At 33.9% G+C, this 15,011-nt stretch carries 16 protein-coding genes; 6 read left to right on the top strand and 10 right to left on the bottom strand.

The annotated features are described in order from the left end of the window. Window positions 1-3: 3 nt before the first annotated feature. The 3 genes from D1867_RS01550 to gcvT are packed head-to-tail and all read right to left on the bottom strand — an operon-like array spanning window position 4 to window position 2,203. Window positions 4-753, bottom strand: coding sequence for a proteasome assembly chaperone family protein (locus D1867_RS01550; protein ID WP_338077921.1), 750 nt, complete (start codon window positions 751-753; stop codon window positions 4-6). Continuing rightward, complete coding sequence (gene gcvH, locus D1867_RS01545) at window positions 746-1,153, bottom strand: glycine cleavage system protein GcvH (protein ID WP_155862516.1); 408 nt, start codon at window positions 1,151-1,153, stop codon at window positions 746-748. The genes D1867_RS01550 and gcvH overlap by 8 nt, the downstream gene beginning before the upstream one ends. 9 nt (window positions 1,154-1,162) lie before the next feature. Then, the gene (gene gcvT / locus D1867_RS01540; protein WP_155864361.1) at window positions 1,163-2,203 is read right to left on the bottom strand and encodes a glycine cleavage system aminomethyltransferase GcvT; all 1,041 of its coding nucleotides are present in this window, start codon (window positions 2,201-2,203) and stop codon (window positions 1,163-1,165) included. 39 nt (window positions 2,204-2,242) lie between these two features. On the opposite strand from gcvT, the gene gcvPA reads away from it, so the two are divergent. Then, window positions 2,243-3,595, top strand: a complete 1,353-nt coding sequence (gene gcvPA / locus D1867_RS01535; RefSeq protein ID WP_155862515.1) for an aminomethyl-transferring glycine dehydrogenase subunit GcvPA — start codon at window positions 2,243-2,245, stop codon at window positions 3,593-3,595. Continuing rightward, window positions 3,579-5,087, top strand: a complete 1,509-nt coding sequence (gene gcvPB / locus D1867_RS01530; RefSeq protein ID WP_155862514.1) for an aminomethyl-transferring glycine dehydrogenase subunit GcvPB — start codon at window positions 3,579-3,581, stop codon at window positions 5,085-5,087. The genes gcvPA and gcvPB overlap by 17 nt, the downstream gene beginning before the upstream one ends. Here the strand turns inward: gcvPB and D1867_RS01525 are convergent, their stop codons facing one another. Together D1867_RS01525 and D1867_RS01520 are read right to left on the bottom strand one after the other, a co-directional pair. Next, a complete protein-coding gene (locus tag D1867_RS01525; protein ID WP_155862513.1) occupies window positions 5,088-5,504 on the bottom strand; it encodes a signal peptidase I in 417 nt (138 codons plus the stop codon). Beyond that, a complete protein-coding gene (locus D1867_RS01520; protein ID WP_155862512.1) occupies window positions 5,491-5,814 on the bottom strand; it encodes a chromatin protein Cren7 in 324 nt (107 codons plus the stop codon). The genes D1867_RS01525 and D1867_RS01520 overlap by 14 nt, the downstream gene beginning before the upstream one ends. Window positions 5,815-6,171: 357 nt before the next feature. On the opposite strand from D1867_RS01520, the gene eno reads away from it, so the two are divergent. After that, on the top strand, window positions 6,172-7,425 hold the full coding sequence (gene eno / locus D1867_RS01515; RefSeq protein WP_155862511.1) for a phosphopyruvate hydratase: 1,254 nt from the start codon (window positions 6,172-6,174) through the stop codon (window positions 7,423-7,425). 2 nt (window positions 7,426-7,427) lie between these two features. Here the strand turns inward: eno and D1867_RS01510 are convergent, their stop codons facing one another. Then, window positions 7,428-7,676: a hypothetical protein gene (locus D1867_RS01510; protein ID WP_155862510.1), complete on the bottom strand. Its 249-nt coding sequence runs from the start codon at window positions 7,674-7,676 to the stop codon at window positions 7,428-7,430. Between the two features lie 164 nt (window positions 7,677-7,840). Between D1867_RS01510 and cdvA the strand changes: the two genes are divergently transcribed. The 3 genes from cdvA to cdvC are packed head-to-tail and all read left to right on the top strand — an operon-like array spanning window position 7,841 to window position 10,466. Then, complete coding sequence (gene cdvA / locus D1867_RS01505; RefSeq protein WP_155862509.1) at window positions 7,841-8,554, top strand: cell division protein CdvA; 714 nt, start codon at window positions 7,841-7,843, stop codon at window positions 8,552-8,554. Window positions 8,555-8,572: 18 nt separating this feature from the next. Continuing rightward, window positions 8,573-9,349 carry a cell division protein CdvB gene (cdvB, locus tag D1867_RS01500; RefSeq protein ID WP_155862508.1) on the top strand — a complete coding sequence of 259 codons (777 nt, stop codon included), beginning with the start codon at window positions 8,573-8,575 and terminating at the stop codon, window positions 9,347-9,349. A 4-nt stretch (window positions 9,350-9,353) separates the two neighbouring features. Continuing rightward, complete coding sequence (cdvC, locus tag D1867_RS01495; protein WP_155862507.1) at window positions 9,354-10,466, top strand: cell division protein CdvC; 1,113 nt, start codon at window positions 9,354-9,356, stop codon at window positions 10,464-10,466. 59 nt (window positions 10,467-10,525) lie between these two features. On the opposite strand, the gene D1867_RS01490 is transcribed toward cdvC, so the two are convergent. Genes D1867_RS01490 through D1867_RS01475 form a run of 4 tightly spaced genes read right to left on the bottom strand, consistent with a single transcriptional unit; the run spans window position 10,526 to window position 14,918 of the window. Next, window positions 10,526-12,469 carry a DNA topoisomerase I gene (locus D1867_RS01490; protein ID WP_338078079.1) on the bottom strand — a complete coding sequence of 648 codons (1,944 nt, stop codon included), beginning with the start codon at window positions 12,467-12,469 and terminating at the stop codon, window positions 10,526-10,528. Window positions 12,470-12,504: 35 nt separating this feature from the next. After that, window positions 12,505-12,792: a DNA-directed RNA polymerase subunit K gene (locus tag D1867_RS01485; protein ID WP_155862506.1), complete on the bottom strand. Its 288-nt coding sequence runs from the start codon at window positions 12,790-12,792 to the stop codon at window positions 12,505-12,507. 36 nt (window positions 12,793-12,828) lie between these two features. Next, on the bottom strand, window positions 12,829-13,947 hold the full coding sequence (locus D1867_RS01480) for a pyridoxal-phosphate-dependent aminotransferase family protein (RefSeq protein WP_155862505.1): 1,119 nt from the start codon (window positions 13,945-13,947) through the stop codon (window positions 12,829-12,831). Next, the gene (locus tag D1867_RS01475) at window positions 13,944-14,918 is read right to left on the bottom strand and encodes a D-2-hydroxyacid dehydrogenase (protein ID WP_155862504.1); all 975 of its coding nucleotides are present in this window, start codon (window positions 14,916-14,918) and stop codon (window positions 13,944-13,946) included. The genes D1867_RS01480 and D1867_RS01475 overlap by 4 nt, the downstream gene beginning before the upstream one ends. Window positions 14,919-15,011 lie beyond the last annotated feature (93 nt).

Raw genomic sequence — 15,011 nt, 5'->3', positions numbered from 1 at the left:
TTATCACGCATAGCTCATAGGCCTTACAGAAGAATATGACGGAAGTTCTTTCTTAGTTTGCTCCATTAAGCCTTTAATTTTAGCCCTTATTTCTTCTGCTTCTTTAAGTAAAGAGCTGACATCTATACTAAAGCCTATATATTTTGATATAATATCCAATGCCACTGCAGAAGCTTCTGGGTCCGGTATATCAAGGAAAGATTCAACAACTACTACAAAATTTCTAACATTTTTCCTTGACGCTTCAAGTAATATAGGTGCATAAGGACCTGCAATATACCCGTCATCGAATTTTTGCATTAAATTAGTCTTTGACAATTCTTCTGATAGTCCTTCCTCACTTGCTATCCAATAGGCAGTAGGCTTTTCTATATCTAACCTATTAGGTATTGGAACACCGGTAATAGAAATGATTGTATCTATCCCGTATTTCTTAGCATAATCAACTATAAACTCTGCCAACGGATACGCTGAAGACGCAGGTAATGCCGTCCATGCATGTAATATTATTGTGTTAATGTTATGATATACCCTTAGAGGAGACTTAGCAACACCATTAGTAACATGCATAACTGGCGGAATGTATTTCTTGGAAAAAACTTCGCCATATTCCTTGAATCCTCCTTTTTCTATTAAAAATTCTGTAGCAATTTCTCCAACTAGGCCTGCATCTGGCAATCCAATTATCATATAACTTGGTTTAGTTAATTGAGGAATGTACGATTCTCTAATCTCAAACGACAATTTATTCACCTCTTATTTTCTCAATATATTTTTCTGGAGTTAATAGCCTTTGAGCCTCCGATTTGTCTTTAATTTTAATCTTGAACATCCAACCTTCGCCGTAAGGATCTTTATTTATAATTTCTGGAGAAGTTTCAAGCCCCTCATTTACCTCTACTACTATACCACTTAATGGTGAATAAAGATCCGAAGCCGCCTTAACTGACTCTATAGTTCCAACCGGATCTCCAGCTTTAACTTCTTGATTAACCTTAGGTAATTCAATTCCAACAATGTCCCTTAACTTCTTTTGGGCATAATCAGTTATTCCCACTACAGCAACGTCCCCATCAATCTTTACCCATTCGTCAGTTTCAGTATAAAGTCTATCATCTAGGACTATGTATTTTCCCACTTTTATTTCTCCCAATATAAACACCTAGATTAATGGAAAGTCTGAGATTTTAGCTCTATAGTCCTTGCCTCTAATTTCTATATTAGCGTGAAATCCAAAGAATGCATTAGATGAATTAATATAACCCATGCCTATTACCCTACCTAAATATGGTGAATAAGTCGAACTAGTTACTTCTCCTACTTCTGTTTCTAGGATTCTTATCTTATAACCATGACGAGGTATAGCCCTTATACCTTTTTGCAATTTAAACCCAACTCTTATTCTTTTTACGCCATTCTTGAGTTGTTCATCAATTTTTTCCTTTCCTATAAAATTTTTATCTAAATCAAAGACCCAATATCTAGCCTCTACTGGCGTCGTGTTTTCATCTATATCCTCTCCATATAATACAAATCCCATTTCCTGCCTTAAACTATCCCTAGCTATTAGTCCTGCCGGTTTAATTCCTTTTTCCATTAGTTTATTTATTATCCTCTCAGCAACCTCCGCCTTAGCCCAAACTTCTAAACCGTCTTCTCCAGTCCATCCAGATCTACTTAATAAGAATACATCTTCTCCTAGAAAATTTGAATTTAAAACAAACTGTAAAGGTTGTAGATTCGTTTTATATCCTAATAATTCCCAAACTCTCCTACCTTGTATTGCTAGCATAGCATAATCGAAAGTTAAGTCCTCGACTTCCAGCGAAGAATTATGTTTTATCCAGTTGACATCTTTCTCTCTATTGATAGCATTAGTCACCATTAAAAACTCTGTATCTGACACCTTGTAAATCATAATGTCGTCTATAAATCCACCCTTCTCATTTAGCATTGCAGAAGGCCCTATCATCCTAAAGTTTTCAGATAATAATGATCTAGTTACTATCTTATCTAGCTCTTCTTTTTTTCCTTTTATTCTTATTCTACCCATGTGAGAAAGGTCAAAAAACGCAGCACTTTGCCTTACAGCCATGTGCTCGTCTTGATAAGAAGTATAATCCATTGGCATTTCCCATCCAGCAAATTCTCCAAAATTTGCACCTATCTTCTCTTCAACTGTTGAAAGAGGAGTTTTAAACAACATTATAATCCTCTATAAAACATACTATATGAAATTTAAATGGACTACCACCCTTGGCTACCCAACCTTGATTATGAGAACGAAATGATTAGAGAAATAGGAGTAAATAGCATTGACGATCTATTTAAGGATATACCAGAGGAAATAAAATTAAAAAGATTATTGAATGTTGGTTATTCAAAACCTCTTTCAGAATATGAAATTTATTTAAGGCTTCTGGAACTTGAAAATAAGAACACTAAATTAAGAATGCCTCCATTTTTAGGAGGAGGAGTATGTCCCCATTATGTACCAGAAGCAGTAAAGTTTGTTATATCAAGGTCTGAGTTTTACACATCATACACTCCTTACCAACCAGAAATAAGCCAAGGCCTACTCCAGGCTTTATTCGAATATCAAAGTTTGATGGCGGATCTACTTGAAATGGAAGTGGTAAATTCGTCAATGTATGAGTGGGGATCTGCGTTAGCTGAAGCAGTATTAATGGCTTATAGGATAAACGGTAAGAAAAAGGTTGTAATTCCTGCATCAATTAATCCTTACCACAAAAAAGTCTTAGAAACTTGGACTTATGGGAAAGAGATAAAAATAAAGGAAATTCCTTATACTAATGAAGGAAAAATTAACTTAGAAGTTGCAGAGAAAGAAATAGATGAAGAAACTTCCGCTGTTTATATTCAACAACCAAACTTTTTTGGGATATTTGAGACTGACATTGAAGAAATAGTTGATTTAGCTAAAAAGAAAGGAGCCATTACGATTATGGGCGTGAATCCACTATCTTTAAGTTTAATAAAACCACCTGGAGAATACGATATTGATATCGCGGTAGGAGACGGCCAGGAACTAGGTTTACCGTTAAATTTTGGAGGACCTTATATGGGAATTTTTGCCACTAAATGGGACGGTAAATTAGTAAGGCAAATGCCTGGTAGACTAGTAGGATTAACTACAGATTCTGAAGGTAAAAGGGGTTATACTCTTATTTTGCAGACGAGAGAACAATTCACAAGAAGAGAAAAAGCTACTTCAAATATAACCACAAATGAAGCCTTAATGGCAATAGCTAACGCAGTATATATATCATTATTAGGAAAATCTGGTTTAAGGAAACTTGCAGAAGAAATATATAAGAGAAGTCATTATGCTCTTTTAGAATTTGAGAAAAAAGGTATTGGAAAAAGAAAGTTTAATTCTGATTTCTTTGAGGAATTTACAGTAAGTTTTCCCATAAGCTACGGTAAAATTCACGAGAATTTGAAAGCTAGAGGAATTTATGGAGGATTAAAAATCTCAGATAACGACGCAATATTTTGCGTCACTGAAGTACACACAAAGCGTATGATAGATGAAATGATAGAAGAGGTGAAAAAAATTGTGGAGACAAGCTAATTGGGACGAGCCACTTATTTACGAATTATCAAGTAACAAAAAAAGAAAACAAGGAATTATAATACCAGAAGAGAATATAGATGTAAAAATTGACATACCAGAGAAAATTAAGAGGAAAAATGATCTTGAAATTCCAGAATTAAGTGAATTGGAAGTTGTAAGACACTTTATAAGACTTTCACAACAGAACTTTGGCGTAGACTTAGGAATGATGCCGCTAGGATCATGCACTATGAAATATAACCCTAAAGTTGAGGAGTTAACTAGTAGAGTAGTGGAAAATTATCACCCATTACAAGATGAGGATACTGTACAAGGAATTCTAGAAATGATGTACGAAATGCAGAAATGGCTAGCAGAAATGACGGGAATGGATGAATGCAGTCTTCAAATCCCTGCAGGAGCCGCAGGAGAATTAGCTGGAGTTTTGATGATTAAGAAATATCATAAAACTAAAAATAGGGAAAGAGATGAAATGTTAGTTGCAGATACTGCCCACGGAACTAATCCTGCAAGTGCTGCAATGAGTGGATATAAAGTAATTTATATTAAATCTAATCAAGAAGGGCTTGTCGATATTGATATACTAAAAGAAGTAGTTAATTCAAAAACTGCGGGATTAATGCTTACAAATCCTAATACTTTAGGATTATTTGAGGAAAATATATTGGAGATATCTAAGATAATCCATTCTGTAGATGGAGTATTATATTACGACGGTGCAAATTTAAATGGTATACTAGGAATTGCAAGACCTGGAGATATGGGATTCGATATAGTTCATATAAACTTGCATAAGACATTTGCAGTGCCGCATGGCGGTGGAGGACCTGGAGCAGGAGCAATTTGTGCTAAAGGCGAACTAAAAGAATATTTGCCATATCCAATAGTTGATAAAGAAGGAGGTAAGTATGTTTTAAGGACTCCAGTAAAAACTATTGGTAAAATAGCCTCCTTCTATGGTAACATAGGGAATGTTATAAGAGCCTATGTTTATATATTAGGTTTAGGACCTCAAGGTGTTTCACAAGTAGGGAAAATGAGCACGTTAGCTACTAATTATTTAATTTCTAAGCTTAAAGATGTTAAAGGCTTAGAATTATTAGCGCCACATAGACCAAGAAAACATGAGGTCGTATTTAGTGCAAAACCTTTGCTTAACGACAAAGGAGTTACTGCATTAGATATTGCTAAGGCGTTATTAGATAGAGGCTTTTATGCCCCAACTATTTACTTTCCAGGAATTATAGAAGAAGCATTAATGATAGAACCTACTGAAACCGAGCCTAAAGAGACTTTAGATAAATTCATAGAGACATTAAAGGAAATTCTAGAGGAAAGTTATAAAGATCCAGAAAAAATACGTCAAACTCCTCAGAATACTAGTGTAAAAAGATTAGACCAAGTTAAAGCCAATCATCCTACTAGTGTAACACCGTCTTATAGAGTACTTAGGCTTAGAGAAAAAGGTGTAATAAAAATATTAAAATAGTCAGAGATAGGAAAATAATATAGAAAGATAACCTAAATATGGTACTGAAATTATATAACCATTGACTTCAGTTACTTTTCCTATTACATCTGTACTAGGAATTCCTTGTGGTGGTTCTAACCCAATTCTATTATCAGGATATGGATTTGATATATTATCAACGCCTTGTGTAATGTAATGATTGCCATCTATGCCAACAACTCTGTGGATAACATAAATTCCGTATTCGGGAGATTTATAAATTATAACATTATGATATTGTATATTTTCTGGCGGACCGTAAAACGTTAGCGCGCCGTTCTGAAAAACCGGATACATCGATACTCCTTCTACGCTTGCAGTAGTAATTATATTAGTAAAGAATAGAATATAAACAAAAGCTATAAAAATAATTATTGCAATGTCACTCTTCTTCATCTAGATCACTTAAATCAAGCTCTATGATTTCTCCCTCATCTCTTTTCTCTGGTTTTTCGTCGCCAATCTTTTTAACTGTACCATTTTTTCCTTGAATTTCCACAGATGAACCTCCTGCTTTTATCTTAGATACTACCCCTCTCCACTTATAGCCGCAGTTGGGACAAACGTAAGATCCCATGATAGTAATAGTAATTCTACCTTCTGCATCAGGTAAAGGAGAAACTAGATTCCAAGTCTTAACTGGTTTGTCTACCTTTGTACCACAGTTAGGACAAACATCTATTTCTTTTTGTTTTCTTTTTGGCATGTATCATCTATCACTATTTAGGACTTAAAAAATCTTATAAATAAATTCTATCAAAAAAGCTAGAACTAAAAATAGAACTCCGTTCCATAAATACTTCCTTAACTTATCATTTAATGCCACATATAAGAAAATAAAATTAGATATTACTAGAATATAATAGAAAATAAAAATACAGTTATAAACATAAGAGATAATGAAAGGAGATAAAGTCCAAGTAAATAAAAAAGCCTTTTCGTTACTAAGCTTTCCTTTAAGTATTACAAAATATACTGGCGAGAGAATTCCATAAATTAAGAATATAAAAGGAACGATGAACATTATATCCTTGAATAGTAAATTCTATGGAGGTAATTTAAATTGTCTGACAAGTTCATTATTAAAAAAATAAAAGGAATAGAAATACTTGACTCCAGAGGAAATAGAACTATAAGAGTATTCGTAGAAACTGAAGGGGGAATAAAATCCTTTGGCGATGCACCTGCAGGTGCGTCTAAAGGTAGCAGGGAAGCTATAGAATTAAGAGATAGTAAAGGCGGAGTTAAACCCGCTATAGATTCCGTAAATTACTTTATCAATGATGCATTAAGAGGTTTCGATGTAAGAAGACAAGAAGATATCGATAGAACATTAATACAACTTGATGGGACAGATAACAAATCAAAATTGGGGGCAAATGCAATAATAGCTACCTCAATAGCTGTGGCAAAAACTGCAGCTAAAGCACTAGGTCTTGAAATTTTTCAATATATAGGCGGTGGAAGAAAACATAGAATTCCTGTTCCTCTTTTAAATATATTAAACGGAGGACTTCATGCAGGTAATAATCTAAAAATCCAAGAATTTATTATAATTCCTTTAAAATTTAATAAATTTAGCGAAGCTTTATTTGCATCAACAGAAGTTTATAAGCAGTTAAAAAACCTTGTTAGCGAAAAATTTGGAAAAATTTATACAGCGTTAGGAGACGAAGGTGGAGTATCCCCACCATTAAATAAAACAGAAGAGGCATTAGAATTGTTATCCAATGCGGTAAAGAAGGCAGGATATGAAGGAGAATTTTTCTTTGGCATGGATGCGGCATCCTCAGATTTTTACAATGAAAAGGAAGGAGTATACGAAATAGATGGAACCAAAAAGTCTGCAGAAGAAATGATAGATTACTATTCAGAATTAGCAGGGAAATACCCAATTCTATATCTAGAAGATCCATTTAACGAGAACGATTTTGAGCATTTTGCAGAACTTCAATCTAAACTTAAAAACACTATTATAACTGGAGATGATTTGTATACTACCAACGTTAAATATCTTAAGAAAGGAATAGAAAATAAATCAACTAGAGGAGTTATAGTTAAGCCTAATCAAATAGGAACTTTAACAGAAACTTACGAATTCTTTGACACCGCTAGAGAAAATTCCATAAAAACAATAATAAGCCATAGGAGCGGAGAAACCGAAGACAGTTTCATAGCAGACCTAGCCGTAGGATTAAACAGTGATTTTATAAAGACTGGAGCCCCTGCAAGAGGAGAAAGAACAGCAAAATATAATAGAATATTAGAGATAGAAAATGAATATGAAATAGAATATGGAAATAAAAATATTATCTAACTTTATGGTATAAGGATACCTATAATTATTAACACTGCCGCAATTACTAGCATAAATAACATAAAATTCTTAACTGACATTGAAGGTAATGCCTTAGCTAATTTAAACATTCCATATATAAATGCAGCAAATAAGATTATCGATGCTATAACAATGCCTGTCACTATTAATATTTCAGAAATAGGAACAGTTTGTATATTAATATTACCGAATATCTGCGATGTAATGTTACTAAGTTCACTTAATGCCATCACTTATCCTTTTTATGTATAAAGTTTATTTATACCACAACCCATAATATTACTCGCTTGATGATGAAGGTTAAAAGCGCTTATCTGTGATGAAAAAGACCTTCTGACGAGCCTTAACCCTTTTAAATATTTTATCTCAACATGTAACTTTGAGGAGTATTACCATGATATCAGCTGAGATATTAATGAAATACATTGGACAAAAAGTAAAAGATCCATATGGCAGAGATTTTGGATACATCGTTCACGTTTACACCGAAGTCGATGGAAGCGTTACTGGAATAGAAGTAGCTCAAGGAAATTCGTTTAATACTATAGATCCTTCTAGAATAAAAATTGACGGAGACAACATTGTAGTTTTACCAGATTGGAAAGCCGAGGCTATAAAGACCTTAACATATATGGAAAAAATTAGGAAAAGACAAAGAGCATTAGAGGAGTTGTACGCTAAACAAGAGATTCCAAAATCAACGTACGACGATATGAAAAGAAAGCTTGACACTGAAATGGTAAAGATAAGGGATGATTATACAAAGATTAAGAATAAGCTAAAACAAAGACTTAATGACGTTGAAGACCAACTAACGCAAATTGATAAAGCAATGATAGCTGTAAAAATGAGTTACATAGCTGCAGAAATGTCGGAATCTTCGTATAAAAACTCTATAGAAATTTTAAGACAGGCTAAGGATAGTTATACAATGGAAAAAGACGACATAAGGAAAACGTTAGATAAACTTGACCTATTAGATAAAGAAGGACTCGACTTAAAAACACCAACACCAATAGGTAATACTTCAGATCAGAGTAATAAGAACGATCAGAATAAGTCGGACATACCAATGCCTATACCAGTAAAGGTAATAAATACTTTATGATCAAGCCAGTGAAATAGAATGCTAGAAAAGTTACCCATATTTTCCCGCTTTAATGGTGATAAAAAAAAGAGAGCTCAACTTGGTAAGCTCCTAACTGAGATATCAATTAAACTAAAGGATCAACAAAGCAAGCTAGAAGAGGGAATGCATAGATTAAAGGAAAGAGATAAAGAGCTTTTTGAAAAGCTGGTTAGAGCTCAAATAGAAGGAGATACTGCGAGAGCTACAATTTATGCGCAGGAAATTTCTGATATTAGAAAGATGATTAAAATAATTTATACAGCATTCTTAGCAATAGAAAAAGTAAGATTAAAACTAGATACCGTTCAAGAATTACAAGGCGTGTCGCTAGTTTTATTCCCAGTAGTTAAAATATTAGGTGAATTAAAGGATCAAATAAAAGGAATTGCACCAGAGGTAGCTTTGGCTTTAGATTCGATAACAAGTAGCGTAAATAGTATTGCAGTAGAGACTGGAGCTTTGAGCGATAAAACTGTTTTACCTTCTACAATAGATGAACAAGCTAAGAAGATAATGGAAGAAGCACAAAGGACTGCAGAAATTAAAATAAAGGAAATGTTACCAGATTTGCCTCACCCACCCTCTACAACTCAAGTTAAACTTCAGTATGAAAAGAAAAAGTTGGATGAAAGAGAACTCTTAAATTATATCAATAGTAATGGCGGCTTCCTAGATGTAGAATATGTAGTCAAAAAATATGGAGTGGAAAAAGACGAGGTAATGGGATTACTTAAGGAAATGGCAAATAAAGGCCTAATTAGTATTGAGGCATGAGAAAATGAGCGCTCCCATAATGTTAGAAGAAATGGCAAGGAAATACGCTATCGCTGCAGTAAGAGCTGATAAGGAAGGAAATAGAGACGAAGCAATCGCTTACTATAAGAAAGCCATAGACGTTTTAACTCAAATAGTTGTTTTATATCCAGATTCTCCGACAAGGCAAGCTTATGAACAAATGATTGATGAATACAAGAAGCGCGTAAGCGTTCTTGAAAACATGTTGCCGGAAACTCCTCAAGAGGATAATTCCCAAAAAACAGATGATGAACTAATAATGAAAGAAAAACCTAAAGTTTCATTCTCCGACATTGTAGGCTTAGATGACGTTAAAGAAGCTTTAAAAGAAGCAATAATATACCCCTCAAAGAGGCCTGATTTATTCCCATTAGGTTGGCCGAGAGGAATCCTCTTATATGGACCTCCGGGTAACGGAAAAACAATGCTTGCGGCTGCGGTAGCTAATGAAATAGACTCCTACTTCATTCATGTTGACGCAGCTTCTATAATGTCAAAATGGCTAGGAGAAGCAGAAAAGAATGTGGCAAAAATATTCAATACTGCGAGAGAATATTCTAAGAAAGATAATAAACCGGCTATAATTTTTGTGGACGAAATTGACGCGTTACTTGGAACATATACTTCAGAAGTTGGAGGAGAAGTTAGAGTTAGAAACCAATTCTTAAAGGAAATGGACGGAATAATGGATAAAAATGAAAATTACATGGTTTATGTTATAGGTGCTACTAATAAGCCTTGGAGATTAGATGAGCCTTTCTTAAGGAGGTTCCAAAAGAGAATTTATGTTCCTTTACCAGATTTTAATCAGAGGTTGGCGTTATTCAAGTATTATACATCAAAGGTTAAACTGGGCAATGTTGACCTTCAAGAATTAGCTAAAATTACTGAAGGTTATTCAGCTAGCGATATAAGAGACATAGTACAGTCTGCTCATATGAGAGTTGTGAAAGAAATGTTTGAGAAGAACTTATCTGAACCTAGAGAAATAACTATGGATGATTTCAAAGAAGTGCTAAAGATAAGAAAGCCAAGCGTTAACCAAGAACTTATTAAAGCTTATGAAGCTTGGACTGAAAAGTTTAAGGCATTATAAATAATCAGCTACCCCAAGTGCACTTCATCGCTCAGTTGGCATGTCTAACATCATTTAAGTTAAATAGACATCAAATCGCTTATTAATTTTCCTGTGGACTTACTTCCCCTAATGTATTTTAAAATCGTCTTTATGTCATATCCTGTTCTATCCTTCCAGATTTTAATTGCTTCATTAAGCTTTTCTTTAGCAATTAAATGATATTTACATAATCCGTCCTTTATAGCCTCAAAGTCACATAGTTTGCATTTATTATATTTAACTAAATTCAAACCTTTAGCTAGCTCTAAGCCTATAATTTTCTTTTCCTCATTATACTTCTCAAAGTATTTGGAAATTTTATCTTTAACCTCATTAATTACTTCATCTTTATTTTTCTTACCATAAATAATTTCGTCTAGCTTATCTTCCATATCTGCTGTCATTTTAACGTTAGTTAGTTCGTTGAAGTATTTCTCGAGAACTTCAGAAACTATTATGCCAAGTTTTGTCGGATGGATATAACTTCCTCTAGTTACTACATACTTCCTCTGGAATAATGTTTCTATAATTTTACCTCTTGTTGCTTCAGTACCTATTTTTACATCTTCCATCCATTTAAGTAGAGAAACCCGGGTAAACCTTGTTGAAGGCTTTGTCAATAAAAGCCTTGGTTTAATTGAAATTATTTCTACTTCACTTCCTTCTTCAACGTTTACGAGCTCTTCGTTCTCAAATCTGTGATAAGGATAAATCTTTAACCAACCCTCATAGGTTATCTTTTGAAAATCTAATTGCAACTTTAATTTTTCTTTCTCAAATTTTAGAATAATTCTTTGCTTTGTGACTTCCGCATCTCTAGAAATAGATGCTAAAAATCTCCTAACAATAAGCTCATAAACTTCACTTTCTTGTTTACCTAGTTTTTTAGGAATAATCCCTGTAGGGTAAATTGCAGGATGAGCTGGGTCATCTTTGTTACCTTGCCTAACTATAAATTTCCCTTTAGTCATAAGGTTTAATTCATCCACTAGCTTTCCGAATCTTTGAGATAATCCTGCTACAATGTCATTAATATTAACAGTGGGTGGTATCTTCTGACTATTAGTCCTTGGATAGCTTATTACCCCGTCTAGATAAAGCTCTTCTCCTATTCTCTCAGTTCTATAAGGAGACAACCCAAATAGCCTTCCTGCTTCTAATTGTAAATCTCCTAAATTGAAAGGAGGAGGTCTAGCTATTTTATCTTTATTTAAAATATTTTTATCTATTATTAGCTTATCTTTCTTTAACCTAGTTATTAAAGACTCTACGTCATCAATATTATGAAACTCTTGATCTAGATATACTGTATTTATTATATTTCCAAGCCTTATTTTTAGTTCTATTTTAAAATAAGGTAAAGGGACGAAAGTTTCTCTATCAAGATGCCTTTTAACAACTTCTATTAACGTAGGGCTCTGTACTCTTCCAGCGCTCAATATTACACTTTTATTTGATACATCTTTTACCGCACTCATTAAAGCCCTACTAACATTTATACCCCAAAGCCAATCGACTACATGCCTAGCAATTCCAGCATTAACCATGTTATAATCCAATGGCTGTAAATTATTAAAAGATTTAATTAACTCTTCCTTAGTTAACGACGAGAATTTCATTCTTTTAGCTTTTTTTAAATCGCCAAAATTTTTAATTATCATATAACCAATTACTGAGCCTTCTATATCATAGTCACATGCGTTTATATATTCTTTAGCATATTTACATAATCTTTGGAGCAAAATCAAATATTTCCTAGTATAGTAGGATTTCTTGTCTATCTCCCATAGTGGTTTCCACTCAACCTCAAATATTGGGAATCCAGAGGGCCCAGTTAGATTAAACAAGTGGCCAACAGCTGAAGCTATTACTATATTCCTACTAGGAATCACCCAATATAATACAGAGTTAGACTTACAAGTTATGAATTTTGAAGAAAAAGCGTCTACTATCTTTCTAGCTGCCTTAGGTTTTTCAGCTATAATTAACGTATAATTTCTCGGACTACAGGATATATTTAACCCCCTAAAATTTCCTTAACGGAAATTAATTCTACTTTACCATTAGGAAATCTTCTCCTAATTGTTATAGGTAAAGCTCCTCTTTTTAGCTCCTCTTCAGCAATAGATATGGAGTTTAATTGCTCAGGTTTAAATCCAGATATATCTATTAATGGTACTGCGCCCATAGCTAGCTGTAAAGCTCTTGCACTAACTATTCTTGCAATTTCATAAATTGTTAATCTCTTCTTCCAAGATTCTATATAAGCAACATTCAGCTTATTGACGATTTCTAATTCAGACATCTTAAGTACATATTAATCTAGGAAAATAAATTTACCTTACCATATAACCTCTTGCCTTAAGAATTCTGGAAGTTTACAATCTGCTGGCGGTTTAATCTCAATATCTTGTTTTAATACGTCAGAAAGCGATAGCAATAATCTAGATATAGCTCTATCATCTACGACTCCTAATATACCTACCCTAATTATTTTATCCTTTAATTCTCCCATTCCTCCGCTTATTTCTATTCCACGTTTCTTCAACTCTTCCCTAAGAGTTTTAGAAGGAATAGGAGGAACTCCTGCAACTACAGTGTTTGAGAAATTACTCTCGTTACCAAATAACGAAAAGTTAATACTAGATAGTACAGATCTTAGATATCTACTACAAGCTTCATGTCTTTTTATTCTATTTTCTAATCCTTCCATTTCTAGAATTTCTGCAGCCCTTAATGAAGCAAAGAAAGCTCCAGTAGACGGAGTGAATGGAGTTTCGTGCTTATCTTGGAATTTTAATGCTAATCTCAAGTTAAGGTAGTTTGGCATATCATCGCCATGAAGTTCGTTTACTCCTTCCTCAGATAATGCGACGAACCCCATTCCTGGTATTGAAGCTAATGCCTTTTGACTACCAGTTGCAATAGCATCAATATGCCATTTATTAACGTCTATCTCATATGCGGCAAAGCCAGAAACAGAATCGACTACAAGCTTCTTTCCTGAATTTTTAACTAATTTAGCAACTTCTCCTAAGTTTCTAAACGCTATTCCAGTGCTAGTCTCATTATGTACTAATGCCACTGCATCAGCATCTTTATTTTCATCTAAAGCCACTTTTACATCCTCTAACGAAAATCCCTCTCCTGCAGGTTTAGAATAAACCTTTGTTATACATCCCCTCCTATTTATAGAATCTAATAGCCTATTACTAAACTCTCCATAGGTAAATACTATTACTTTCTCTCCTCTTCTTAATACTGAGAAGACCATAGATTCTACAGCTAAAGTTCCTGAGCCCGTAAGTAACGCAACTCTGCTGGAGTCAAAATGTTTTATCATCTTTTCTTCTAAGGACTTTACTACTTCTCTAAATTCATCGGACCTATGGTTGACAACCTTGGTTGCTGCAAAAGAGACGCTTTGAGGCACATTAACTGGACCGGGTATTAAAATCAAAATTGAACACCTAATTCCTTTATAGCATTAAGTAAATTCTCGGTAGTAGTGACCGCAACTCTATATTGCGCTTCTTTTGTTTGTGCACCTATGTGCGTAGTTATTGTAACTCTTTCATGCTTTAAAAGTTCTAATTCCCATTCTTCTTTAGGAGGCTCATTCCACAATACGTCAGCAGCGTATGCATAAACCTTACCGCTTTTTATATATTTTAACAGAGCTTGGCCATCTACTGCTACTGCCCTGCTAGTGTTTACTATAATTACGTTATCCTTCATAATTTCAAACGCCTTCTCGTCAAGAATTGGTTTAGCATTTTTACCTACTGTTACATGGAGAGAAATTACATCAGACTGTTTCAATAATTCTTCTAGGGTTACTGGAATTATTCCTAATTGTGTTGCCCTATCTTTTATATCCATTATATCATATGCTAATACTCTCATTCCCATAGCTTTTGCAATTATTCCGACTTTAGTACCAATTCTTCCAAACCCTATTATTCCTAGAGTTTTCCCAGCTAATTCTAACCCCTCTATTTTCTTAAATATTCCGCTCTTAGCTAATGTCATAGAAGTATACATTTTCCTTGCTCCTGCTATCATAAGACCTATTGTTAGCTCTACTGCAGAATCTGTAGATGCTCCTGGTGCATAAACTATCTTTATTCCTCTTTCTTCTGCGGCATCAGTATCGATATTATCTAATCCTATTCCTGCTCTTGCTATTATCTTAAGCCTCTTTCCTCTTTCTATAATATCTCTAGTTACCTTAGTTCTACTCCTTACTACTATTATATCATAGTTCTCAATTACCTTCATTAATTCTTCCTTAGAAATCTCCGGTTGATAGTCTACATGAAAGCCTTTCTCTTTTAGAGTATTCAGCATTACATCCGCTACAGGATCAGTTATTAATATATTTAGATTTTCTTTATTTAGAGAATTGGTTCGTATAGTTGTCTGCTCCATTTTTATCACCGTTACAAGAAGTTATCTATTACTTACCATGATGATGAAAAAACATAAGAAGAAGCAGTATCATAGAAGGAGAAAATTAAACTT

The sequence above is a fragment of the Acidianus infernus genome (assembly GCF_009729545.1).
Lineage (GTDB): Archaea > Thermoproteota > Thermoprotei_A > Sulfolobales > Sulfolobaceae > Acidianus > Acidianus infernus.
This window is presented reverse-complemented; position numbering and strand designations above follow the sequence as displayed.

Excerpts from the sequence above, each read along its gene's own strand:
- gcvPA (WP_155862515.1), top strand. The coding sequence starts at position 2,243 with ATGGACTACCACCCTTGGCTACCCAACCTTGATTATGAGAACGAAATG.
- D1867_RS01475 (WP_155862504.1), bottom strand. The coding sequence starts at position 14,918 with ATGGAGCAGACAACTATACGAACCAATTCTCTAAATAAAGAAAATCTA.
- cdvA (WP_155862509.1), top strand. The coding sequence starts at position 7,841 with ATGATATCAGCTGAGATATTAATGAAATACATTGGACAAAAAGTAAAA.
- cdvB (WP_155862508.1), top strand. The coding sequence starts at position 8,573 with ATGCTAGAAAAGTTACCCATATTTTCCCGCTTTAATGGTGATAAAAAA.
- D1867_RS01525 (WP_155862513.1), bottom strand. The coding sequence starts at position 5,504 with ATGAAGAAGAGTGACATTGCAATAATTATTTTTATAGCTTTTGTTTAT.
- D1867_RS01520 (WP_155862512.1), bottom strand. The coding sequence starts at position 5,814 with ATGCCAAAAAGAAAACAAAAAGAAATAGATGTTTGTCCTAACTGTGGT.
- cdvC (WP_155862507.1), top strand. The coding sequence starts at position 9,354 with ATGAGCGCTCCCATAATGTTAGAAGAAATGGCAAGGAAATACGCTATC.
- D1867_RS01485 (WP_155862506.1), bottom strand. The coding sequence starts at position 12,792 with ATGTCTGAATTAGAAATCGTCAATAAGCTGAATGTTGCTTATATAGAA.
- D1867_RS01510 (WP_155862510.1), bottom strand. The coding sequence starts at position 7,676 with ATGGCATTAAGTGAACTTAGTAACATTACATCGCAGATATTCGGTAAT.